The organism is Ligilactobacillus animalis KCTC 3501 = DSM 20602 (assembly GCF_001434535.1).
Lineage (GTDB): Bacteria > Bacillota > Bacilli > Lactobacillales > Lactobacillaceae > Ligilactobacillus > Ligilactobacillus animalis.
In genome coordinates this window covers 194,244-216,548 of the sequence record NZ_AYYW01000003.1, presented here as the reverse complement: position 1 = coordinate 216,548, position 22,305 = coordinate 194,244, and the positions used below count along the sequence as shown (strand labels likewise).

Annotated in this window: 21 protein-coding genes and 1 pseudogene; 17 read left to right on the top strand and 5 right to left on the bottom strand. The window is 40.0% G+C overall.

Features of this window, described 5'->3' with window-relative positions:
* The first annotated feature begins 3 nt into the window (after nucleotides 1–3).
* The 10 genes and pseudogenes from FC30_RS01580 to FC30_RS01540 all read left to right on the top strand — a co-directional run bounded on the left by FC30_RS01580 (nucleotide 4) and on the right by FC30_RS01540 (nucleotide 9,581).
* On the top strand, nucleotides 4–189 hold the full coding sequence (locus FC30_RS01580; protein ID WP_010688392.1) for a DUF951 domain-containing protein: 186 nt from the start codon (nucleotides 4–6) through the stop codon (nucleotides 187–189).
* Nucleotides 190–213: 24 nt separating this feature from the next.
* Nucleotides 214–1,314 carry a redox-regulated ATPase YchF gene (gene ychF, locus FC30_RS01575; RefSeq protein WP_010688391.1) on the top strand — a complete coding sequence of 367 codons (1,101 nt, stop codon included), beginning with the start codon at nucleotides 214–216 and terminating at the stop codon, nucleotides 1,312–1,314.
* Between the two features lie 19 nt (nucleotides 1,315–1,333).
* Nucleotides 1,334–2,056, top strand: coding sequence for a DUF1129 family protein (locus tag FC30_RS01570; RefSeq protein WP_010688390.1), 723 nt, complete (start codon nucleotides 1,334–1,336; stop codon nucleotides 2,054–2,056).
* Between the two features lie 281 nt (nucleotides 2,057–2,337).
* Nucleotides 2,338–2,964, top strand: a complete 627-nt coding sequence (locus FC30_RS01565; RefSeq protein WP_136363788.1) for a hypothetical protein — start codon at nucleotides 2,338–2,340, stop codon at nucleotides 2,962–2,964.
* 69 nt (nucleotides 2,965–3,033) lie between these two features.
* Entirely contained in the window at nucleotides 3,034–3,786 is a 753-nt protein-coding gene (locus FC30_RS01560; protein WP_010688388.1) for a DeoR/GlpR family DNA-binding transcription regulator, read from the top strand.
* A gap of 6 nt (nucleotides 3,787–3,792) precedes the next feature.
* Nucleotides 3,793–3,918 (top strand): annotated as a pseudogene (araD, locus tag FC30_RS09705) (L-ribulose-5-phosphate 4-epimerase); the annotation flags it as partial.
* 130 nt (nucleotides 3,919–4,048) lie between these two features.
* Nucleotides 4,049–5,245 carry an acetate/propionate family kinase gene (locus FC30_RS01555; protein WP_010688387.1) on the top strand — a complete coding sequence of 399 codons (1,197 nt, stop codon included), beginning with the start codon at nucleotides 4,049–4,051 and terminating at the stop codon, nucleotides 5,243–5,245.
* A 113-nt stretch (nucleotides 5,246–5,358) separates the two neighbouring features.
* Entirely contained in the window at nucleotides 5,359–5,880 is a 522-nt protein-coding gene (locus FC30_RS01550; RefSeq protein WP_005921008.1) for an HdeD family acid-resistance protein, read from the top strand.
* Nucleotides 5,881–5,941: 61 nt separating this feature from the next.
* Nucleotides 5,942–8,458 (top strand): excinuclease ABC subunit UvrA, encoded by a 2,517-nt coding sequence (locus FC30_RS01545; protein ID WP_010688386.1) that lies wholly within the window; start codon nucleotides 5,942–5,944, stop codon nucleotides 8,456–8,458.
* Nucleotides 8,459–8,723: 265 nt separating this feature from the next.
* A complete protein-coding gene (locus tag FC30_RS01540; RefSeq protein WP_010688385.1) occupies nucleotides 8,724–9,581 on the top strand; it encodes an Rpn family recombination-promoting nuclease/putative transposase in 858 nt (285 codons plus the stop codon).
* Nucleotides 9,582–9,647: 66 nt separating this feature from the next.
* Here the strand turns inward: FC30_RS01540 and FC30_RS09880 are convergent, their stop codons facing one another.
* A complete protein-coding gene (locus tag FC30_RS09880) occupies nucleotides 9,648–9,728 on the bottom strand; it encodes an IS3 family transposase (protein ID WP_373878866.1) in 81 nt (26 codons plus the stop codon).
* Between the two features lie 205 nt (nucleotides 9,729–9,933).
* On the opposite strand from FC30_RS09880, the gene FC30_RS01535 reads away from it, so the two are divergent.
* The 3 genes from FC30_RS01535 to FC30_RS01525 are packed head-to-tail and all read left to right on the top strand — an operon-like array spanning nucleotide 9,934 to nucleotide 12,062.
* A complete protein-coding gene (locus FC30_RS01535) occupies nucleotides 9,934–10,656 on the top strand; it encodes a metal ABC transporter ATP-binding protein (protein WP_010688384.1) in 723 nt (240 codons plus the stop codon).
* The gene (locus FC30_RS01530) at nucleotides 10,637–11,437 is read left to right on the top strand and encodes an ABC transporter permease (protein ID WP_010688383.1); all 801 of its coding nucleotides are present in this window, start codon (nucleotides 10,637–10,639) and stop codon (nucleotides 11,435–11,437) included. Before FC30_RS01535 ends, FC30_RS01530 begins: the two co-directional genes overlap by 20 nt.
* Before the next feature lie 4 nt (nucleotides 11,438–11,441).
* A complete protein-coding gene (locus FC30_RS01525) occupies nucleotides 11,442–12,062 on the top strand; it encodes an alpha/beta hydrolase family protein (protein WP_010688382.1) in 621 nt (206 codons plus the stop codon).
* Nucleotides 12,063–12,125: 63 nt separating this feature from the next.
* Here FC30_RS01525 and FC30_RS01520 read toward each other — a convergent pair whose 3' ends face one another.
* Together FC30_RS01520 and FC30_RS01515 are read right to left on the bottom strand one after the other, a co-directional pair.
* The gene (locus FC30_RS01520) at nucleotides 12,126–12,797 is read right to left on the bottom strand and encodes a histidine phosphatase family protein (RefSeq protein WP_010688381.1); all 672 of its coding nucleotides are present in this window, start codon (nucleotides 12,795–12,797) and stop codon (nucleotides 12,126–12,128) included.
* 100 nt (nucleotides 12,798–12,897) lie between these two features.
* Nucleotides 12,898–14,763, bottom strand: coding sequence for a monovalent cation:proton antiporter family protein (locus FC30_RS01515; protein WP_010688380.1), 1,866 nt, complete (start codon nucleotides 14,761–14,763; stop codon nucleotides 12,898–12,900).
* A 128-nt stretch (nucleotides 14,764–14,891) separates the two neighbouring features.
* On the opposite strand from FC30_RS01515, the gene helD reads away from it, so the two are divergent.
* Nucleotides 14,892–17,192 carry an RNA polymerase recycling motor HelD gene (gene helD, locus FC30_RS01510; RefSeq protein ID WP_010688379.1) on the top strand — a complete coding sequence of 767 codons (2,301 nt, stop codon included), beginning with the start codon at nucleotides 14,892–14,894 and terminating at the stop codon, nucleotides 17,190–17,192.
* A 311-nt stretch (nucleotides 17,193–17,503) separates the two neighbouring features.
* Here helD and FC30_RS01505 read toward each other — a convergent pair whose 3' ends face one another.
* Complete coding sequence (locus FC30_RS01505; RefSeq protein WP_010688378.1) at nucleotides 17,504–18,067, bottom strand: GDSL-type esterase/lipase family protein; 564 nt, start codon at nucleotides 18,065–18,067, stop codon at nucleotides 17,504–17,506.
* Between the two features lie 92 nt (nucleotides 18,068–18,159).
* On the opposite strand from FC30_RS01505, the gene coaA reads away from it, so the two are divergent.
* The 3 genes from coaA to FC30_RS01490 all read left to right on the top strand — a co-directional run bounded on the left by coaA (nucleotide 18,160) and on the right by FC30_RS01490 (nucleotide 21,434).
* Complete coding sequence (gene coaA / locus FC30_RS01500; RefSeq protein ID WP_010688377.1) at nucleotides 18,160–19,080, top strand: type I pantothenate kinase; 921 nt, start codon at nucleotides 18,160–18,162, stop codon at nucleotides 19,078–19,080.
* A 136-nt stretch (nucleotides 19,081–19,216) separates the two neighbouring features.
* Nucleotides 19,217–20,770: a glutamine-hydrolyzing GMP synthase gene (guaA, locus tag FC30_RS01495; RefSeq protein ID WP_010688376.1), complete on the top strand. Its 1,554-nt coding sequence runs from the start codon at nucleotides 19,217–19,219 to the stop codon at nucleotides 20,768–20,770.
* 250 nt (nucleotides 20,771–21,020) lie between these two features.
* A complete protein-coding gene (locus FC30_RS01490; protein WP_010688375.1) occupies nucleotides 21,021–21,434 on the top strand; it encodes a YjdF family protein in 414 nt (137 codons plus the stop codon).
* Between the two features lie 508 nt (nucleotides 21,435–21,942).
* On the opposite strand, the gene FC30_RS01485 is transcribed toward FC30_RS01490, so the two are convergent.
* Nucleotides 21,943–22,230: a type II toxin-antitoxin system RelB/DinJ family antitoxin gene (locus tag FC30_RS01485; RefSeq protein ID WP_010688373.1), complete on the bottom strand. Its 288-nt coding sequence runs from the start codon at nucleotides 22,228–22,230 to the stop codon at nucleotides 21,943–21,945.
* Nucleotides 22,231–22,305 lie beyond the last annotated feature (75 nt).

The following is a 22,305-nucleotide window of genomic DNA, read 5'->3' as shown; positions in this document are numbered from 1 at the left end:
CTTATGTATGAATTGCATGATATCGTTGAAATGAAGAAGGCTCACCCCTGTGGCGTCAATCGCTGGGAGATCATTCGCATGGGGATGGACATCAAGATCCAATGCACCGGCTGCAAACGTTTGATCATGATGCCACGTAAAGAGTTCGATAAGAAGATGAAGAAAGTTTTAGAAAAAGCCGGGGAATAATTTTTTAAGAAAGAGTGGAAAAAAATGGCATTAACAGCAGGTATCGTCGGGTTGCCAAACGTCGGCAAGTCAACACTATTTAACGCGATCACAAAGGCAGGCGCTGAAATGGCGAACTATCCTTTTGCAACGATCGACCCCAACGTCGGGATGGTGGAAGTTCCAGATCCACGTTTAGCACGGATCGATGAGATCATTCCCGCTAAAAAGATCGTACACACGACCTTTGAATTTACTGATATTGCTGGGATCGTTAAGGGTGCTAGCAAGGGTGAAGGACTAGGTAACAAGTTCTTGGAAAACATTCGCCAAGTGGATGCGATCGTGCATGTCGTGCGGGCTTTTGATGATGAAAACATCACCCACGTGGCTAATAAAGTCGATCCTTTGGAAGATATCCAAACGATCAATTTAGAATTAGTCTTAGCTGATCTTGATTCGGTCAACAAACGCTATGCCCGCGTAGAAAAAGTAGCACGTACTAAGGATAAAGATGCAGTGGCTGAATTTGAAGTCTTAAAGAAGATCAAACCAGCTTTGGAAGCAGAACAACCAGTGCGTTCGCTTGAATTCAACGAAGATGAACAAAAGATCGTTAAGGGCTTGTTCTTGTTGACCTCTAAGCCTGTGCTTTACGTGGCAAATATTGCCGAAGAAGATATGGCAGATCCAGAAAGCTCTAAGTACTACCAACAGATCAAAGAATTTGCGGAAAATGAAGGCTCGCAAGCTTTGGCTGTTTGTGCCCGAACTGAAGAAGAGATCGCTGAAATGGATGATGACGAAAAGCAAGAATTCTTGGAAATGGAAGGTGTCGAAGAATCTGGGCTTGACCGCTTGATCCGTGCTTCTTACAAATTACTTGGCTTAGCAACCTTCTTTACTGCTGGTGGTAAGGAAACTAGAGCTTGGACTTTTAAACAAGGAATGAAAGCTCCACAAGTTGCTGGTGTGATCCACTCTGACTTTGAACGTGGCTTTATCCGCGCTGAAACGGTCTCATTTGCTGACCTAGATAAGTATGGTAGCATGCAAGCTGTTAAAGAAGCAGGTCGCTTGCGCCTCGAAGGTAAAGCATATGAAGTTCAAGATGGTGACATCATCGAATTTAGATTTAACGTTTAAGTGATAGGGGGAAAAGTTCATGGCAGAAAGTAAACGCAATGAAAAAGCAGGGCAACAGCAACAAGCACGTGCCAAAGAGGTTGAAGTGACGATGCGTGATGGGAAATTTTCCGGTCTGACCAAGCGTAATGAAGATTATCTTTTCCACTTGGATAAGGCTTTGACCGAAAAAAATTATGATCCGGAACAAAAAGAACAAGTTTTAAACGAAATGTATCAAGAATTAAAGGAGAAACAAAAGCAAGGTATTGTGGCAACTAAGCTCTATGGTACGGTCACCGAAAAAGCTGAATTGATCATCAATGGGCCGAAAAAGTCAGAAGCTCCTACTGAACTACCTAAGTTTTGGATCTTAGCTTTAGATAACGGCTTGATCATGTTCATCATGTTCTGTATCATGTATACCTTATTAGGCGTCTTTTCACCACAACAAGCTGATGTCAGTGGTGGCTGGATCACCTTGTTAGCAACTTCAACGATCGCTGGGGTCGGCTTAGCGTTCTTCTATCGTAGTATGCTATCAGCCCGCAAAGAAAAGGGTAAAAAGCGTTGGATCAAGACTTTGCTGATCACATTAGAATTGATCTTGATCTGGATCGTTGCCTTTGGGATCATCGGCTTTATCCCAGTTTCGATCAACCGGACGATGGAACCGATCGTCTATGCTATCTTAGCCGGTCTAGGTTACCTAGTAAGACGCTACTTGAAGAAGAAATACAATTTCAGAAGTGTAATGTTCTAGCAAAAAATACGGTCAGCGCCGTATAAATAGCGCGGGCACCACTATGATACATTTTTGCATCATAGTGGTGCCCGCGCTATTTTTGTTGACAAGTTTGCTAAAAGGGCTATGATGAAGACAAAATATTTAGGGGATAATTTTCGCTTTTTAGTGTATTTTTTATCACTTATTTAGCAAACTGCTAGCGACTAAGATCAAGTAAATATTTTGTAGAAAAAATGCCACAGCTAAAAAAACAATCAAAATATCAGCAAGTAAAGTTAGTTGATGTAAAGCTTATTTTGAAAAATGGCCAGACGATCCCGATAAGTAAAGAAAAATTAGAAAAGCTCATCAATGAAAATCATAACGTAGCTAACTGGTTCGATGAAAAAGGTCAGCTTAGATATTCACATCATAAAGTGACAGTTTCCAAAACACAGGCCACGTTTGAAACAAAAGTGGCAAAAGCTGATACGAATTTAGCCACTTGCTTAGCTAAGATACGTGGACTGCGCAAGAAGTATGGACATAAATATAGCGTTAAAGGTGGCAAGATCAAACTAGATGCAGCTTTGGCTTATACGCTAAAAACTGCGATCGAAGACCACGGCCAAGCAGGGATCGAAGTGCTCGAACAGACGCAAAAACAGATCGAGGCGAAGTTAGAAGCCAATTGGAATGAGACTTTGCAGATGGCGCGCCAGATCGGGACTGATCTCACGGAAGAAGAAATACTGGCGGTCTTGTATTATGCCGGAGCTGATAAGGAAAGCTTATATACCAAGCCAGTTGAGAAACTAAACGAGCAATTAAAACCACTAAAGCAGCTAAAAGAAGATCTAGCTGACTTTGATACGGCATTTGACAAGAGCATCAAAAAACGGATCGCTGATGATCAAGAATTAGCGGGAGAATTTGGGCTATGATGATGAAATCTGTTTGCTTTTGTCCGTTTATGTTATAGTTGAATTATCATAAAATTAGGGGCTAAGGCGATGTTAAAAAAAGAACGTTTGTTAAAAATTTTAGAGATCGTTGATCAACAAGAGATCGTTACGGTAAATGAACTGATCAATACGCTAGGTGTTTCAGATATGACGATCCGGCGTGACCTAGATGAACTCGATAAGAGCGGTAAGTTGATCCGCTTACATGGAGGCGCTCAAAAGATCGCTAATATTGAAGAGGTCGAACTCTCGCGTAATCAGAAAAAAGAGATCCATTTGGTCGAAAAACAAGAAGTTGCTAAACTAGCTGCGCAAAAGATCAAACCTGGTGACACGATCTATATTGGAGCTGGTACGACTCTTGAATTGATTTTAAATTATGTTGAAAAGCCAGAAACTTTGCGGGTCGTGACCAATAGTTTACCGGTCTTTGAAGCTTGGCAAAAGACCGAAGCTGAATTGATCTTAGTTGGAGGCAATTATCGGCGACATTCGGGAGAATTTATCGGTGGCTTAACGATCAAATTACTCGAAGATCTCAAGTTTACCAAGGCGTTTGTAGGTGTCAATGGGGTCAATAATGATAACATGATGGCAGCTAACACCGAAGAAGGGCAAGCTGAGGCACTTGGTTTGAATAATGCCCAAGAAAGATATGTTGTAATGGATAAATACAAGTTTAATCGTAATGATTTTTATAACTTTTATAGTCTCTATAATGTCGATGCCCTCTTGACTAATAGTTCAGTAGCACCAGATACTTTAGAGCATTACCAAACATATACAAAGATCGAAAATTGAGATGCGGTCAGCGCCCAAATGGCATTCCACACGCTACAACTGACGCCTAAACAAGCTAGTGTTCCACAATATTTACTCGACAAACATTATTATCGCAAACATGGGGACAATGCTTATTACGGCCAAAGATGATCAAAGAAAGCTGGCTACGAAATAGCCGGCTTTTTTTATGCCAAAAAAGAAAGTGCTTACATTTTAAATTTGATTGAATAAAAAGATTATACTATTATAAAGTTAGGTAAATTTTTAATGGGGTGAGCTTATGGAAAAAATTATGATCATCAACTCGGGGAGCTCGAGTTTAAAGTTTAAATTATTTAACAATGAAACACATGAAACCTTGGCAAGTGGGATCATCGAACGGATCGGGATCCACGGCTCAAAGATCAAGGTGAAATATGGTGATGGACAAAAGTATGAACTAGACCATGAGATCACCAACCATTTACAAGGGATCGAACTTTTACTAAATGTCTTAAAAGAATTAAACTTGATCGCGGATCTAAGCGAGATCAAAGGTATCGGACACCGGGTCGTGGCTGGGGGCGAATATTTCAGCCAACCAGTGGTCGTCGATAATGATGTTATCGCTAAGATCAAAGAATTAGCGGAATTAGCACCATTGCACAACCCAGCCAACTTAAACGGGATCAAAGCATTTCGTAAATACCTGCCTAATGCTTTATCTGTAGCTGTCTTTGATACAGCATTCCATCAAACATTACCACAAGAAAATTATATGTACAGTACACCATACGAATGGTATGAAAAATATGGGGTTCGACGTTATGGCGCTCATGGGATCAGTCATGAATACGTGGCTCGTAAAGCAGCTGAATTGATGGGGCGTCCTTTTGAAGACCTCAAATTGATCACTTGTCATTTGGGCGCAGGGGCCTCGATCACGGCTGTTAAGCATGGACGCTCATTTGACACTTCGATGGGCTTTACCCCACTCAGCGGTATCCAAATGGCAACTCGCGCAGGGGATGTCGATATTTCTCTGGCCAACTACATCATGAAGAAATTAAATGTCCAATCGATGTCCGATATGGTGTATCTACTGAATGAAAAATCCGGTTTCTTGGGCGTTTCTGGAGTTTCAGCTGATATGCGAGACGTCGAAGATGCCGCTGCTGCTGGCAACAAGCGCGCTGAATTAGCGATTAAATTATTCTATAACAGCATTTTACGCTATGTCGGTCAGTATATCACCGAAATGGGCGGTGTTGATGGGATCGTCTTTACTGGGGGAATCGGAGAAAATTCACCTGAGACAAGTGAAGAGATCATGAAACGCTTAGCCTATATGGGCGTAACGATCAATGAAGCTGAAAATAAAAAGCGTGGGGCTGAAACGATCATCTCGGGGCCCGATTCGACGGTGACCGTAATGCGGATCCCAACTGATGAGGAATACATGATCGCCCAACATGTGTGGGAACTTTTAGGAGAATAGGAAAAAGGTGAGTCAGTTTGGCTCACTTTTTCAAGTGTTTTTGCATGACAATTATTTAAGAGAGTGTTAAAATCGGTAACCGATATTAAAATTTTTTAAGGTGGTTTTTCGTTATGCAAACAAAACATCGTGCATTCGACTGGTTTAGTTTGATCGTCGGGATCGTTTTTGTGATCGCCGGGATCGCATCATACATGAACCCCGATGATACTTTGAAATTTATTTCGATCTGCATTGGGATCGGTGCTTTAGTCAAGGGCTTTTATGAATTATGGTTCCGACGTGGGATCGGTAATTTATTTGGTGAAAGCTCGGGTTGGTTGCTCTTTATGGGGATCGTTGACATCATCTTGGGTCTCTTGTTTATCTTCAGAGCAGCTTCGGGTATCATTGTGATCGCCTATATCTTTGCCTTTTGGTTCATCTTTGATTCGATCGCTGAAATTGCTACAGCTGGCTATTTTAAGCAATTGAACCGAGGCTATTACATTTTGAACTTGATCTTAAACATCATTGCTTTGTTCATCGGGTTTGTCTTATTGTTCAACCCCTTGATCGCAGCTACAACATTGGTCTTGATCATCGCCTTTTATTTGATCTTGATCGGGGTCATTAAGATCATTCAAGCATTCTAAATTAATTGAAGCGCAAAGCGGACTTAGCAATGACTGAGTCCGCTTTTTTAGTGAGGTATACATGGAAAAAATAGAAAAACTGCCCCAACAGATCGAAGTTCGTGGGGGCAAAGTGCATAATTTAAAAAATATCGATATTGATATTCCATTACATCAATTTGTGGCGATCTCGGGTCTTTCGGGTTCGGGAAAGAGTTCACTTGCGATGGGGATCTTATATGAAGAAGGTTCACGGCGCTATTTAGAAGCCCTTTCGACCTATATTAGAAGACGACTCAAGACCGGAAATAAAGCTAACGTCGAAAGTGTCAAACATATCCCATCAGCATTAGACTTACGCCAACGTCCCGCGATCCCATCTGAACGGGCAACAGTGGGGACGATGAGTGAATTGCTAAATGTGATCCGCTTAGTCTTTTCGCGCTTAGGGCGACCTGCTTGTCCCAATGGGCACGCGTTTGGTCCGGATCTGAAAGTTGCCCAAGCGATGAGTAAGTCCGGTGAAGAGATGGGGTTACTGACATGTCCTACTTGTGGAGTGGAGTTTTATGCCTATGGTGCAGAAGATTTTGCTTTTAATTCGACGGGGGCATGTGAAACTTGTCAGGGGACAGGAAATGTGCGCCAGTTAGATGAAAGTAAGTTGATCGCCGATGAAGAGTTATCGTTGGCAGATGGAGCAGTTGCTTCTTGGCGCTTACCGGGGCGTAACTTCATGCCTAGTGTGGCTGAACAAGCAGGGGTCCGGATCAATGTGCCTTTTAAAGAATTGACAGCTAAAGAAAAAGATTTTGTGTTAAATGGACCCCAAAAGAAGTTCAAGATGGATTTTTGCACAAGTACTGGCCGGGTCTTTCATGATTTCAATGTTTTGTATGAAAATGCCCATCAGGCTGTTTTAGAATCGGCGAAAACCAGTAAAAGTGAACGGGCGCAAAAAAAGATCAGTGAATTTTTCCATTATTCGACTTGCCCGACCTGTCATGGAACGCGACTCAAGCCAGAATTGTTGCGTCAAAAAGCAGGTGGATTAAATATTGCTGAAGTTACCGAACTTAGCTTACACGCTTTAGCAGAATGGAAAATGCAAGTCTTAAAAACATTGCCAGCTGAGATGGATACCATGGCACAGGCGATCTTTGCTGAATTTGATGATGATCTCAAGCCTTTGCTAGAACTAGGCTTGGATTATTTGACGCTAGCTCGCAATGGTAACACGCTTTCGACAGGTGAGTTGCAACGGATCCAGTTGGCTAGGACTCTTCGCACAGAAACGACGGGGGTCTTATATGTTTTAGATGAACCGTCGATCGGGTTACATCCTGATAATATAAATGGTTTGTTGAATGTCTTTAAACAATTAGTCGCTCAAGGCAATTCGCTGGTCGTTGTCGATCACAATGTTGATATCGTCAGAGCAGCTGATCATATTATTGAGATCGGGCCTGGTTCGGGGGATAATGGGGGCCAGATCATTGCCACTGGGACTCCAGCGCAATTAGCTAAAAATAAAAATTCGTTGATCGGACCGTATTTGAATGGGACCGCTGAGTTGATAGCTCGTCCGATCCAGCCAGTGGATACAGCTAAAATTACGATCGCTGTGAGCGAGCACTATAATTTACATGATGTCAAAGTTGATCTACCACTTAATCGTTTGACCGCTGTCACAGGCTTTTCCGGAGCAGGGAAGACCAGTTTGATCTTAGACTCCTTAGTGCCAGCGATCAAGGCCAAAGCTAAGGGAGAAGGCTTACCGGCACAAGTGAGCGAGCTTGATTCACCGCTAAAAGATGTTGTCAGCGTCGATGCGAGTCCGATCGGTAAGACTACCCGTTCGACGACAGCAACCTATACGAGCATCATGGACAATTTGCGGAAGTTGTTTGCTAAACAACCACTGGCTAAAGAACGCCACTATACGCCGAGTTATTTTTCCTATAACAATAAGCAAGGTGGCTGTCCTGAGTGTGGTGGAACTGGGGTCGTGACCTTAGATGTCCAATATTTACCTGATATGGAACAGACATGTCCACTGTGTGCCGGGAAACGTTTCCGCCCTGAGATCCAAGCGGTCAAATGGAATGGTTATTCGATCGTGGATATTTTAGATATGGATGTTGATCAAGCTCTGAACGTATTTAAAGCTGAGCCTAAGATCTTACGGGAGTTAGAGTTATTAAAAGAAGTTGGGCTGAGTTATCTGCATTTAGGTGAAAGTACGCCGAGCCTTTCTGGTGGTGAAGCGCAACGTTTGAAATTGGTAAAGCACTTGGATCATAAGCAAGAAACAACGCTCTTTGTCTTTGATGAGCCGACGATCGGGTTGCACCCATTAGATGTGAAAGTCTTGCTTCAAGTCATGCAAAAACTCATCGATCAAGGTGCAACGATCATTACGATCACGCACGATCTGAATTTGATCGTCAATGCTGACTACATCTTAGACCTTGGACCACGCGGCGGAAAACATGGCGGTAAGGTCGTTTTCAGCGGTACAGTATCAGAATTATTGGCTCACCCGACAAGTTTGACTACCAAAGCCCTAGCAAAGTATTGGCAACGATTCGAACGATAAAAGTTGATAAGTACAAAAGACTACTAGAGTTTAGCTTGAAAATTCTAGTAGTCTTTTTATTAAATGTGAAATGATTTAGCAACTGATAGGACACTAAAAAGTTACTAATAGGGATGTCATCTTAGCAGGATAAGTCCTTGAAGAACTAGCATAGGTCCATGAATATCTGCTATTTTAGTGGAAAAATTACCATTATAGCACCAGTTCGTTATACTTGAGACTTTCTTATCTTAGGTCCAAAATAGGCTCAAAAGGGGATGAGGAAATGAATGATCAGGAAAAAGATCTTCCAAATTGGGAACAGGCAACTTTCAAAAATAGCGTGATTTTTGCGTGGATCGTTTCAGAACATCCAGAAGTTTGTCTTGAATTACTTCAGTTGATCTTACCCGAGTTAGCGGTTACCGAGATCTTTGAAGTCATAAGTGAATATACTCAAAAAGCTAGCCTTAAAAATCATGGAGTTCGCTTTGATGTCTATACTGAAGATGATCGTGGGCGGATGTTTGATCTTGAAATGCAAGTCGTTGATCAACATGATCTAAGTAAACGGATCTCTTACTACCAAAGTAATTTGGTGCGACGGGCACTAGCTTCGGGATGTGCTTACAATGAAAAGGCTGATACCTATGTGATATTCATTTGTGACTTTGATTACGGTCGCTCTGGTTTACCTTTATACTCGACAAAGATGATTTTACATGAAAATCGCAAGGTACTAGATACAGGTGTCCATAATATCATTTTGAACATTAAATCTAACAAATTGTCATTAGTATCGAAGCGATTAGCTGCATTCTTGAATTACTTAGCTAGTTCCAAAGCAACTGATGATTTTACTCGAAAACTGGATGAGTTAGTCACTGAATTAAAAACAGATACCAGAAAGAAGGACCATTATATGGAATACAAACAAGAAATTGCGTCACTTAAGGCATATATTAGAGAAGAGACTCGAGAAGCAACTCAAAAAGAAGAGCGTGAAAAAACGATCAGTGTGATGATCAAAAAGATGGTAGCTAAAGGCTATGATCGGCAAAAAACACTGGCTACGATCTTAGAATTTACAAACTACAGTGCATCGGAAGTAAGTGAGATCTACGACAAACTTTTGGTGAAGTAGAACTCATAGCCCCAAAAAGACGCATTGCACTGGCACCGTCAAGTAGGCAATTAAATAATTAAAATCCTAGGCAGCCGGATTTCGGTATTCTTCCGGAGTTAGGCTGTTTAGTCTGGTTTGATAGCGTTGTGTATTATAGAACTTGATGTAGTAGTGCTTGATGTTCTACATTTGTCAAATTATATTTAGACAAAAATTAGATTCATCTGAAAGGGATTCACTGACAAATCGCGGATTTTACTATAGTTCTTTAACTAAAAAATTAAAATCTTTTGACATAAAAATTCCTACTTGAATATTTTTTTAATCTATGCAATCATAATATAAAAATTAATATAAGGATAATTTTTAGGTGATATGTTTAAAAGATGTATCTCTTGGATACGGGAGAGATGTTGTGGTTAAAAATGTTGATTTTATGCTGAGTAAAGGTGATTTCGTTGCATTAGTTGGGGCTAATGGTGTTGGTAAAAGTACATTGATAAATACTTTGGTAGGAATTTTAGAGCCAATTACAGGGAAAGTGTTACTTGAATTTCAAACAAAAAGAAAAAATCCATTTAACGATATTGGCTTTAGTCCACAAGATCAAATTATGGATTGGTACATGAATGTGTATGACAATATTATGCAAGGACCTGTGCTTGCTGGTTTTCCTCGTAAAGAAGCAGCCAAAAATTGTAAAAAAATGATTGAATTACTAGATATTACTGAAATAAGTTCATCACCAGTTGATCATATTTCAGGGGGGCAACAACAACGAGTCCAGATCGCACGAGAATTAGCTAAAGATCCACAGATATACATATTAGACGAACCCACTACAGGACTTGATGTTGAAACTTCTGAGAGACTATTTTCATTCTTGAAAAAGCGTAGTCGGCAAGGTGCGCTGATTCTAGTATCATCTCATGATCTCACACTTTTAGAAAATTATGCTGACAAGTTGATTTTCTTAGATAGTGGGGAACAAAAATATTTTGGTTATCTAAATGATTTTTTTAATGGGGAAACAAGCTTGCGGGAAAAATACTTGAAAGAAAGAGGGAAGCACCATGGAGCCAAAAAATTTTAGAAATATTTCTACTGGGGTAAAAGCAATAAAAATTATTGCTTTTGGAGAATGGCATGCATTTAAACAGAACAAGGGGCTTTTGCTATCAATGGCAATGGAACCACTTATTACTTATGGACTATTAGTTTTGTCATTGAATACGAGCTTGGGGCAAGTAAAAATCGATAATGTAACAGTTTTGTACAAACAATATGCTCTGACTGGGATATTGACATTTTTTATGACAACACAAATGTCACAAGCAATGTACCGCGCAACAATAGATAAAGAATACGGGTTATTAGCACTTAAATTTTTAAATGGTATTCAGCCGTGGCATTATTTAGTTGGAATGAATTGTTTTCCAATTATTGGTTTACTTTTCCAGTGCTTTATCTTATTGTTACTTGGACTAGTATCAGAAGGAATATATAAAGTTAGCTTATTTTTATTAGCTATTTTAGTCGTGATCGTATCGCTAGGATTTTGGGCTTCTCTAGGGATCTTATTAAGTACGAAGATAACAACTTATGAGAAAAGAGATGTTGTGATGACCTTGATATTTAGTCCGGTATCGTATGCAGCGCCAACATTATATGTTTTTTCAGATGATCTACCATTGATAGTTAGGATATTGACTATGATCAATCCACTGACATATCAGTTGCAAGCTATTAGAACAGTAGCATTTGGAAGTTTTGATGTCACTGTACTTATCATAGATTTTTTACTTACATTAGGTATGATGTTTATAGCTCAATGTGTTTTGTGTAAAATTCCCTTAAAATTATCAACCAGGTGATCTAATGGAAAAAGAAATAATAGAGTATATATACTTTTTTTCAAAAAAAATAGTTGTATATTTACATGGGGGACCTGATTTTAGTATTAAAAACGAGGATGATGATCCATTCGTAAAATATTTATTAAAAAATAAAATCAATGTGGTCATAGTGAATTATCCTTTGGTATCTGGCGAAGGTGGAACTACGGATTTAAAATTCGTAAGATGTAAAATTTTTGCAGTTATCGAAAAATACAGTGAGTATATTTTATATGTTTTAGGGGATAGTTATGGCGGATATTTAGCAAGCTTATTAACAGATATTTCTAGGATTAAAGAAGTTATTGTTGTTAGTGGATTTATTAGTTTAAGGTATCAATATCTGTTTTCAACAGAAAGATCATGGTTAAAAGAGTATATGGATAAAGGTGCAACTGATTTTTTTGAGATCGTTCAAAAAAAGAGAGTTAACTCGCCAATATTGTTTATTCAAGGTTCCGCAGACGAAACTACACCGATAATTCAGTTTGATATTTTAAAAAATAATATGAAAGTACATAAACTTATTGGGTTTAAGCATCGAGAAAAAGGGGATAAATTAAATGAGGTGCTAAAAATTATCTTATCTCAGATCAATAAGTAAAACCTGCTTGAATTTTTTGTTTAAGAAATTCAAGTAGGCTTTTCTACTTTTTTGTAGGGGATATCAATATTTAGCGTCATCTTGATAGCGATTGAAGTATGCTAATTTGATCTTACCGTTATCGTCCACATCAAACCGAGTCACAGAACCATTCTTGGGACTGACTGTAATGTCGACTTCAGGGGCAAAGCGTGAGGTCAAACTGCGGATCAAAGTTGAATGGGCCACAAGCAAGATCTTGTCGCCATCTGACGCGATCTGGTCGAGATATTCAAAACCTTGATCGACTCGTTGCCAGTATTCAGCGTTATTTTCTGCATCATGGAAGGGATCGACTTCTTTGGTAAAATCACGTGCTTTTTCGATCGAGTACTTGGTGATGATGTCATTAAAGGTCCGACAACCATGATCTGCTCCGATCATCAACCAGGCTTGGCTAGTGTCACTACCTTCAAAATAGCCAAAGTTTTGTTCTCGAAAACTCGGCAAAGCTTTTGGGGTCAGATCTTCAGCACTAGCAACATTTTCTTCTAGGATATAGCGACATGTCCGCGCCGCGCGATTTGTGTCACTGTGAAAGGCATGGGCAAAGTTGAGGTGGGCGAGTCTTTTACCAGCTTGATGCCCATCTTCTATTCCTTTGGGGGTCAAAGGTGAATCACACCAGCCTTGGATCTTATTGTAGCGGTTGAGATAAGTCTGTCCATGGCGGACAAAGTAGATCGAATATGCCATAAAAATTCCTCCCATAACAAATATATTTGTCTTAATTATACCATGAAAGCGGTATACAAAAAGACACGCAAACAAATTAATGTTGCGTGTCATGGTTTATTTATTCATAATCATTTAGTTTACTGATCTTTTTACGGATATCGTTAACAACATCTTTGTTAGCCGAGAACAATAAGTGGTCACCAACTTGGATCTGTGTATTACCATTGACCGGGATCGCTTTATGGTGACGGAAGATCCGGCTGACAGTGATCTCTTTGATAAATGGTAATTTGCGTAATTCAAGCCCAGCAAATTTGGAGTTACGCACAACGACTTCGTATAAACGTGAATCACCAGTGATCAAATCAAGGGTCGATGGGGATTCGATGATCGCCCGCATCATGCCAACAGTGGTAGCAAAAGTCGTAAAGAATTCGACCCCTGCGTCAGAGAGGCGTTTATCCATTTCTGCCATGCTCGTCGGATCGCTATTTTGGATCCGAGTCAAAACGCGTTCAACGCCGTATTCTTTCGCAGCTAAAGCTAAAGAATAGTTGATATCAACATCAGAGTGACCTAAGACCAGGATATCAGTATCAAAGATCTGTTCTTTAATGAGATCTTTTGGTTCAAGACTATCGACCAGGTGCACATTGTCACGATAGTCATAGGTTTTATAATTCTTTTTCCAGTTGGTATACATTTGGATGTCATACCAATCTTCATTTAGCTGTTCAGCTGTATTGATCGTGACCAAGTTGACCCCAATGATCGTAACTTTGGTCTTTTTGAGATCTTCCGGTTCAGGCTTGTGCAATTTATTAAAGACAAGCGGTCCTAAGATACAACTTACAACAGCGGCTAAAATGAAGGCCCCTGATTGTTCGCTTGTAATGACTTTTAAGTTTTGAGCGACCGTCAAAGTAGCCAGAACTAAAGTGATCGTTGTTTGAGAAAGCATCGCACCAGCTAAAGCATTGATCCGCTTGAAGCGTTGACGCAAGCCAAAGTAAGCTGGAACTTTAGCCAAAACATAAGCCGCAAAAAACAGCGGGATCAAGATCAATGTTTTAGGTGAACCTAGTAGGCCTGGAATGTCGATCTTGGCCCCAGTTAAGATGAAAAAGAAAGGAATAAAGATCCCATAGCCGATCGCATCGAGCTTTTCTTGAGTACTGTGAGCTGGTTGGAGCAATTTGATCACGATCCCCGCGATAAATGCCCCTAAGATATCTTCAGCCCCGACCGATTCGGCTAAAACGACTAACGTGGTGATGACCAGTAAAGCTAAGCGAATGTCGATTTGTGTAGTCGATTTGTTGATCTCATCTAGCGAAGTGAAGAAACTCCGGAAACGCTTGAAGATCAAAGCTCCGACGATGAAAAGTAAGAAGATCAACCATGCGCTTTCACCTTTGCCGGAAACAAATGAACTGTAAACGGTCAGACATAGTAGTGGAACGATCTCACCGAGGACTGCGATCAGTAGTAGAGCTTGGCCGAGTGGTTTGTTTAACAATTCATTTTCTTTCAAAACAGCGATCACGACCCCTAACGCAACCGTTGAAAACAGGATCGCTGCCAGGGCAAAGTTACTGAATAGACCCGAGAATTTAAATAGTAAAGCTAAGGCTAAAGCCATCAACAAACTACCACCATAGGCAACGACAGCTACTTGAACGGGAGAAGTTGAGGGAGCATTAGCTGCTTTTTTGCGTGCCAGCGGGGTAAGTGGCCCGTTATTTTTCTTGAAAAGTGAAAAATCGATCTCCATACCACTCAAGAAAAGTAAGAAAATGACCCCGTAATTTGAAAGAAAGCTTAAGACACCTTCAGTTTGAACCAGGTCAAAGCCACTTTTACCGATCACGATCCCGACGAGCACTTCTGCTACTGCGGTCGGTAAAACGCTGATCTTAAAGCGTTGTAAGACCATCGGGGTGACAAATGCCACGAGTGTAACTATCAGTACAGAAACTGACATGAGATTTCCTCCTTAGAAAATGTTTGTTTCATTATACACAATCATTTCCTTGAGTTCAAAAACACGACAAAGAAAAATAGATATGCTACAATAGAATATCGAAAATTTGTTTGAGCGGAGGGTAAATAATGGCTGAAAGTATTAAGCAACAAGAACAAAAACGCATGGATCGGGTGGTCGATCAGATCAAGCAAGCGCAAAAAAAGGCGCAAAAAAATATAGCTACCGCCAAAAGCGATGCACAAGCGATCCAAGATGATTTTAAGAATAATCTCCGTATCAAGACGGGGACTTATTCGGGGATGATGGAGACCGCTCTAACTGTGCGCCAACAACAACAGCAATTAGCCGAACGGGAAAATAACCGAACGCAAGCCGCCAAACGTTTAGATGTGCTCGAAAAGATGGAGAAAAAGCCATATTTTGCCCGGGTCGACATCAAAGAACAAGGTGAACAAAAACAAGAAAAGATCTATATCGGGTTAGCTTCATTTTCTGATGAAAAGGACCGCTTTTTAGTCTATGACTGGCGGGCTCCGATCTCAAGTGTTTACTATGACGGTGGGTTAGGCAAAGTTGAGTACACGACACCCGTGGGCAAGCGTGAAGTCGAACTCGAATTAAAACGCCAATTCATGGTCGAAGATGGCAAGATCGTAACGCTATTTGATACGGATGAAACTGTGGGAGATCAGATGTTGTTGGAAGTCCTAGATGAAGGTTCCGACACGAAGATGAGAAGTATCGTGACGACGATCCAAAAAGAACAAAATAAGATCATCCGTGATACCGATTCAGAGTTGTTATTTGTTCAAGGGGCAGCTGGTTCGGGTAAGACCTCGGCTGTTTTACAACGAGTGGCGTATCTCTTGTATCGCTATCGGGGCAATCTCAACTCCGGTCAAGTAGTGCTTTTTTCACCGAACCAGTTGTTCAATGACTATATCGACCAAGTTTTACCCGAATTAGGGGAACAAAATATGGTGCAGATGACCTATCATCAATTTACCAATCGACGTTTACCAAAAGTTCGAGTTGAAACACTACAAGAACGTTTTGAAGAAGAAAACCAAGGTATCGACCAAAAGATCAAGGCTGTTAAGGATAGTTTGAAATTTTTTAAAGTTGCGACAGCTTACAGTAATTACCTTGAAAAAAGTGGGATGCGTTTCAAAAACATCATGCACAATGGTGAAATTTTCTTCTCTAAAAAAGAAATCAGAGATATCTACTACAGCTTTAATGAAAATTATCATTTAGGAAATCGCTTGAGTGCGACTAAGGAAGCTTTGATCAAGCGCCTAAATTCTAAAGTTGCTCAAGCGGCGAAAACCGATGAAGTTCAAAAAGCGGTCCAAGATCTTTCCCAACAACAACTAAATGAGTTGTATGGCGATCAACCGCGTAATTTTGAAAATGGCGATAAAGAGCTGAATTTCTTAGCGCGCCAATATGTCATGCAAGACTACAAAAAGATCCAAGTTGCGATCATGCGAAATCGTTTCTTAAACATCAATGCCCAATATGTGCATTTCTTACGCAGTGTACCGGAATTGTTGGATCTAAGCGAATTTGAGCTGACTAAAGCAGAGTGGGAAGCGGGTATCGAAAAGACGATCAGCATGCTCAAACAGCGGCGTTTATCCTTGACCGATGTAACGCCATATCTTTACCTATATGATCGGATCACGGGTAAGAAGGGTGAACGTGATATCAAGCATGTCTTTATCGATGAGATCCAAGACTATACGGCCTTTCAATTGGCGTATCTCAAAACCCAATTTCCGCGGGCTAAATTTACGATGCTCGGTGATTTGAATCAAGCGATCTTTACGAAGGAAAACAGTCATACACTTTTGAGCGAGCTAAGCACGATGTTTCCAAAAGAAAAGACAAAAGTCGTGCAGTTGACGACCTCATATCGTTCGACCCAACAGATCACGGACTTTACCAAGGAAGTCTTAGTCAACGGTGAAAAAGTGACGACTTTTGAGCGTAACGGGAAGAAACCAACGATCATTGTTGACCAGGACAAAGATGCTTTAGTGAATGATGTTGTGGATATTTTAGCTAAAAATGATGCTGCGAAACAGACAACGGCGATCATCGGGAAGAGTTTGGAAGAATGTGAAGAACTCTTTAACTTGTTGCAAGCTAAAGGCGTCAAAACGACGCTGATCCGCACGGAAAATCAGCGTTTGGTCGCTGGAACTTTGATCGTGCCATCTTATTTAGCTAAAGGGCTCGAATTTGATGCAGTCATCATGTGGAATGCCGATCAAAAAAATTACCATGATGAGAGCGAACGTCAGCTGGTCTATACGATCTGTTCACGGGCAATGCATCAATTGGATATTTTAGCCATCAAAGAGTTATCCCCATTGTTTGCAACTGTGGATAAAAAATTATATCATTTGATCAAACGTTAAGCACAGTAAGCTGCCTCACTGAGGTGGCTTATTTTTTTGATCGCTACATTCGTCTTCACATATTTTACGAGACACATTATCAAATACGTGTGTAAAGCTGACAGCATCTAGCAGATAATAAAAAAATCACCACGATGCAAAAAATGCATCATGCTGATCCTTAGCTATTTATACGGCATGTTTCACACTCTATTGAAACGTGTTCGACAAAGCAGCACCTAGCAGATAATAAAAAATCAAGCAGAATGCAAAAAGCGCATTATGCTTGATTTCCCATTATCTGTACGGCACTACCCGCATTGTTTCACACTCTAGTTTAAGTTTGCGAGCTTTGCTTTTAAGAGAGGCTCGAGTTGATCGACGAGATACTGGTAAGCTTTCTTGGAATAATGTAGATCATCTTCTTGAAGTAGTTCTTTTGGATCTTTTGTCTTACAGTAATCAAACCAATCTAGGGCAGGGATCTCGAATTCCTTTGCGACAGTCAAAGTCTCTTTAGCATACTGCTCCATCTTGGAAAGTGGTCGCAGATTGGCGCGCGTTGGCCCCGCGATCCCCGGTGTGACCAAGAGACATTTATTAGGACTGATGCAGGTCAGCATATAAGCTAAATTGTTGTGGTAATTAGCCAAGAAGACTTCTTTGCTGGAAACATCATTGGTGCCAAAGAAGATCACTACGATATCGGGGACCTCATTTAAGACATCCTCACGTAGTCGTTTGCAGGCATTACGTGTTTGATCACCAGGTAAACCACGGTTGATGAATTCAACATCAGGGAATTTATCCTCTAAAAGTCGGGTAAAGATCGGACTTGAATGACCATCAACGCCCCCTGCTGTTAAACTATCACCGAATAATACTACTTTAGTCATGTTTCCGCTTCCTTTATTGGTAAATTTATACAAAATCCGTGCTATAATTGTCTATTATAAGATAGAAAACGCTATACAAGGAAATAATACGCATGGAAAATCAAATAAATTACTATAAGATCTCACGTAAAGAGTGGAGTGGTTTTTATAAAGACCATATCGCTCCTTTGACTGAGGCTGAACTGCAAAAGATAAAATCGCTAAATGACCGTATTTCAACTGCAGATGTGGCCGATATTTACATGCCTTTGATCTATCTGCTCAAGATGTTTGTGACTACTCATCAAAAGCTCCAAGATGATCAGGCAAATTTTTTAGGGATACGTCCGCATAAAGTGCCCTTTATCTTGGGGATCGCGGGTTCGGTAGCTGTCGGTAAGAGTACGACGGCGCGTTTGTTGAAGACATTGCTCAGCGAAGTTTATCCCGATAAAAAAGTCGAATTGATCACGACTGATGGCTTTTTATATCCAAATAAGGTGTTAAAGAAAAAAGGCTTGATGAGTCGCAAGGGTTTTCCTGAGAGTTATGATATGGAACGATTGATCAGTTTCATCAATGATGTTAAGAATAATTTACCTACCAAGGCTCCCGTTTATTCACATGAGGTCTACGATATCATTCCCGGTGAATACGAAGAGATCGCTTCGCCAGATATCTTGTTGGTCGAAGGGATCAATGTTTTGCAGTTGCCAAGTAAACAGAAGATCTATGTGAGTGATTTCTTTGATTTTTCTATTTATGTCGATGCTAAGGAAGAAGACATCAAGCAGTGGTATTTGGAACGCTTCGGGATGCTGCTAGATACAGCATTTAAAGACCCTAAGAACTATTACTATCCTTATGCTTTGGGAGATCGCGAAGAAGCTTTTGAGATGGCGGCTAAAGTCTGGGATGAGATCGATCATCCTAATTTGCACGATTATATCTTACCGACTAGAAATCGTGCTGATTTGATCATCGTTAAAGGGAAAAATCATTTGATAAATGAGTTGCTGTTACGCAAATACTAGAGCAGGTTTATTCGGGTTCTAGCTAAAATTTAATTAAATTCATGAAAAATGTACGTGAAAAACGATTGACCCAGCTTAACTCAATGAGTACAATGTAAGATAATACATGCAAAAATTTTATGATGAGGTGAATATCTTGGCTAATGTTGACATGCAAGCTTTTGACAAGATCATTGTATTGGACTTTGGGAGCCAGTATAACCAATTGATCACTCGTCGGATCCGTGAATTCGGTATTTACTCCGAATTATTATCACACAAGATCACGGCTGAAGAGATCAAGCAAATGGCGCCTAAGGGAATTATTTTCTCTGGAGGTCCAAACAGTGTCTACGATGAGGGAGCATTTAAAGTCGATCCTGAGATCTTTAATTTAGGTATCCCCGTGTTGGGTATCTGCTACGGGATGCAATTGATGACACAAGAACTCGGTGGTAAAGTTGAAGCCGCTGATAATAAGGAATACGGTAAAGCAGAGATCACAGTGGCTGATGCTGATACAGTGATGTTCAAAGATCTACCTAAGGAACAAACTGTTTGGATGAGTCACGGCGACTTAGTTACAGAAGTTCCAGCTGGTTTTGAAGTTACCGCTACAAGTGCAAACTGCCCGATTTCAGCAATGGCTAACACAGCCAAGAATTTCTATGCTTTGCAATTCCACCCAGAAGTACGTAACAGTGAATACGGTAATGATATCTTACGTCACTTTGCGTTTGATGTTTGTGGTGCTCGTGATAACTGGTCAATGGAAGACTTTATCGACATGCAAATTGCTAAGATCAGAGAACAAGTCGGTGATCGTAAAGTCTTGCTTGGTCTTTCTGGTGGGGTCGATTCTTCGGTTGTTGGTGTCTTGTTACACAAAGCGATCGGTGACCAATTGACTTCGATCTTCGTTGATCATGGCTTGTTGCGTAAAGGCGAAGCTGAACAAGTTATGGAAAGCCTAGGTGGAAAATTTGGCTTAAATATCATTAAAGTTGATGCTAAAGAACGTTTTATGGATAAATTAGCTGGCGTTTCTGATCCAGAAAAGAAACGTAAGATCATCGGTAATGAATTTATCCGTGTCTTCGATGATGAAGCAACTAAACTCAAGGGTATCGATTTCTTGGCTCAAGGTACACTTTATACTGACGTGATCGAATCTGGGACAGATACAGCGCAAACGATCAAGTCACACCATAACGTTGGTGGGTTGCCAGAAGATATGCAATTTGAATTGATCGAACCATTGAACACCTTATTCAAGGATGAAGTCCGCGAATTAGGTGAAAAATTAGGGATGCCACATGAACTCGTTTGGCGTCAACCATTCCCAGGCCCAGGTCTTGGGATCCGTGTTATCGGTGAGATCACGGAAGAAAAACTTCAGATCGTGCGTGACTCTGACCTTATCTTGCGTGAAGAGATCGCTAAGCACGGTTTAGATAAAGAAATTTGGCAATACTTTACAGTGTTACCAGGTATCCGTTCTGTTGGTGTTATGGGTGACGGCCGGACTTACGATTACACAGTCGGGATCCGTGCTGTGACTTCGATCGATGGGATGACAGCTGACTTTGCGAAGATCCCATGGGATGTCTTACAAGAGATCTCCGTGCGCATCGTAAATGAAGTAGCTCACGTTAACCGTGTAGTCTATGACATCACGTCTAAGCCACCGGCAACGATCGAATGGGAATAGAAGGGACTTTTGAACTAAAATAGCCCCCAAATTTTGAAGTACCTTATAATTGTTAGATATAGTTCTAATAATTATAAGGTGCTTTTCTTTTAAATACTGCATACTTGTATAATAAAAATACAGTGCGTAGAATGTAAATAAGAAAGTAAAAACACAATTTCGGTTGGTAGTCCGAATGTATTAATATATCAGTAACCTTCCTCCTAGGATGTCCATCTTTCTTAAAAGCAATTATTAGGAGGGATGCATTGTGATTAAAGGTGCACTGACAATTATTTTCGATTATCCGTTTTATAAAGCTATCTTTGAACGGACTGATGGTAGTGAGTATTATGTTGCTCAAGTAAATCTTGGAACATCAATGCCACATATGCCCCAAATTTTGAATATGGTAAATTTTAAATTTTCTAAACTAAAGTTTTACAAAACTAGTATTGAAAAACAAAAAGAATATCATGTCAATCCAAAACGAGCTCAAAGATTAGCTCATAAGGCTATAAAAAATTCTTCTATTGGAACTAAGGCACAACAAGATTTAAAGAGACAATTCGAAGAAAAGAAAATAATGAAGAAAAAAGCGATTAAAGTTAGTAAAGAGCAAGAAACTGAAAGACGTTACTTGTTGAGACAAAAGAAAAAACATGCTAAACATCGTGGACACTAACAATGCATTGAAGAGTCTGAGAGAAATTAGTTTCTCATTCTAAATCGACCTAGGTGATTTCATAGCAGTGAGATTATCTAGGTCGATTTTAATTGTTATTATGGATAAGTGAGTCTCTCCTGCCAGCCCACTATTGAACAAATTTTCTGTGTAATTTTAACGGAATTATGCCTAAACTTCAAATGGCTATCCGATAAGGTTACTTTAGTGGACCTTGAAACAACTCATGATGGCTCCACATTCTTATCAAGCGAATTCTGGGATTGCTTTTATGTGGTAAGTATATTACCAAAACATTAAATTTACCATCAGCAAGATGAAATTCATAATAGCCACTATAGTTTTCGTTACGAGTATTTAGTAGTGTGGTTTATAGACCAGAGGAACTGTCCAGGCATTTTGAGTTCTGTTAAAGCAGTAGCGAGTTCTTTTGAGATTTCTGGATGATTTTTCTTAATATTTTGGTAATAGGTCAAAAACTGTGGTTCAAAGATGACATTAAACATATTTAAACCTCTGAATCAAGAAATTTGATGGCTTCGTCAATGTCATCAAAAGAGACAGAATCATCTTTGATCAATTTTAGTTCTTTAGCCTTAGTGAGAATTACAGTTTTTTCGGTTTTCTCAGTAGGAATATCATCTGAAATTTCAAATGGTAGATGATTTTGGAGCACGAATTGACGCGCTGCGATATTAAAATAAGTGTTAAGAGTGATGCCTAAAGAGTCTAATTTTTTTGTTAACTCTTTTTTTAAATCATCATTAAGGTAAATCGTAGTTGGTGTAGTTGTCATAATGATCACTTTCCCTCTGTGCTTATGGTAGCACAAATTTAGATGAACACTACTATAGTGTCATCTAAATAAATA